This window comes from Dolichospermum sp. UHCC 0259 (assembly GCF_009711935.1).
Classification (GTDB): Bacteria; Cyanobacteriota; Cyanobacteriia; order Cyanobacteriales; family Nostocaceae; genus Dolichospermum.
Genome location: NZ_VIKX01000141.1, coordinates 1 through 1,575, shown reverse-complemented (window position 1 = coordinate 1,575; position 1,575 = coordinate 1). Strand labels below are relative to the sequence as shown.

Here is a 1,575-nt window from a genome sequence, read left to right as displayed (position 1 = left end):
AAGGTTTTGAGGTTACTACAAAAGTTACTACGAAAGTTACTACAAAACTACAAAAGTCAAAAAACCCAGGAATCATAAAAACTTTCTACCTTTGCTTCCCAGTTCCCCCCTAACCCCCCTCGGACAACTAAACCGACTAACACAGCAACCGCACCTTTTAACCCCCCGGCAAAGCCTCTCAACACGGTTCTAGTCGGTTGTTTCAATTGGAATAGTGGAAAACTCCAGTAAGGTGAAAATTCACCAATTCACTTTTTAACTTTTGTAGTTTCGCAGTAAACAAAACCCCCCCCCGGAGTTAAAACCGAAGGGGCAGGGTAACAGGTATATAAAATTTTCTATCCCTAAAAAACTTTTGCAGTAACTTCTGAACCGTAGTAAGTCTGACTAGAACCGTCAAAATCAAGTAAACGCTTGACCACTTCTATAATTATTGCTATCAAATTATCAAACGGAAAACAACAAATCATCAAGCAACTAAACAATTTAGTAACTTGATGATTGATAATAGCTGTTAAATGTCAAGCTATAAAAGACGGCATCCCTGATTCTGTCGTTAACGGTAGCAAATAGCTTGATAGTACAATGTTTAATATCAAGCTATTTCCTGTATTTTTGCCACTTTGGAATACAGTCCAGAGCGTTCAAAGCCTCACCCTGTACAGCTTCTAGTGATTCTATCAGAACATCGTCGGTGGTGTCGTTCGCCTGTTCAGCACTGGACATGGTAGCGATCGCTCTGTCTAATGCTTCTTTGGCGAGTTGGCAGTGTTGGTAAAGTTCGGAATAGTCCCACGAAGGATCGGGTAAGTTCATGTTGTGGGCTTAGTTTGATTTTGTTTTTTTATTTCACGAATACCAGATTCGATAACAAACGCCGCAAGATTAGCGGTAGATCGTCCTTCATTATTGGCTATATCTTCTAAGTCTTTAAATACTGCATCTGGTAGCGTTACCGTGAATCTTTTAGACATACTTTCCATAAGTTACTTTACCTAAATTCTACTACTAGAATTAAATAATAATCGAGAATCATACAATTGTCATCTTATAAGATGTTGTCAGCATTAAAAATAGTGCTATTATAGGAGTGTAGAGGTGAGTTATGTAAAGGCACTGCATCCTTGTAAGTCTTGTGAGCGAAGGATAACAGCTAATTTAACAGACTTGTCAAGACTACACGATACTGCATATTTAATCTAGCTGCATGAGTAGCACCCTGATAAATGCAAGATGCGACTACCTTATACGCGGTATGCAGCTACTTTGCAGCGATTATATGCAAAAACTTGATAACGCATAATTACAGCTATGGACTATGGAACAGGCACGAATTATCTATGAAACATTGGTAGGAAAACGAGTGAGTGATTCTCATTGGAGCAAGACTAAAAAACTTATGAGTGCTTGCGAATTACCACTAGACAAAGATGGTTTTAGCGTCTTGGTAAATTTGCGAAAAGTGTCACCCCGCTACTTCTCAAAGTATGTGGAAATAAAAAATGAGTTAACCCAATTGGGGAAACAACTACTACCAGCGATAGGACTAGGAATCACTGGTAAACAGTTTCTAGA

At 38.8% G+C, this 1,575-nt stretch carries 3 protein-coding genes and 1 pseudogene; 1 reads left to right on the top strand and 3 read right to left on the bottom strand.

Annotated features, from left to right (window positions below):
• Positions 1–56 precede the first annotated feature (56 nt).
• The 3 genes from FJR05_RS11345 to FJR05_RS11335 form a co-directional block, all read right to left on the bottom strand.
• Complete coding sequence (locus tag FJR05_RS11345; protein ID WP_168644182.1) at positions 57–206, bottom strand: hypothetical protein; 150 nt, start codon at positions 204–206, stop codon at positions 57–59.
• A 394-nt stretch (positions 207–600) separates the two neighbouring features.
• Entirely contained in the window at positions 601–816 is a 216-nt protein-coding gene (locus tag FJR05_RS11340) for a hypothetical protein (protein WP_168644181.1), read from the bottom strand.
• Positions 813–983 (bottom strand): hypothetical protein, encoded by a 171-nt coding sequence (locus tag FJR05_RS11335; RefSeq protein WP_371416877.1) that lies wholly within the window; start codon positions 981–983, stop codon positions 813–815. Before FJR05_RS11335 ends, FJR05_RS11340 begins: the two co-directional genes overlap by 4 nt.
• A gap of 335 nt (positions 984–1,318) precedes the next feature.
• On the opposite strand from FJR05_RS11335, the pseudogene FJR05_RS11330 reads away from it, so the two are divergent.
• A pseudogene (locus tag FJR05_RS11330) lies at positions 1,319–1,575 on the top strand (hypothetical protein); the annotation flags it as partial.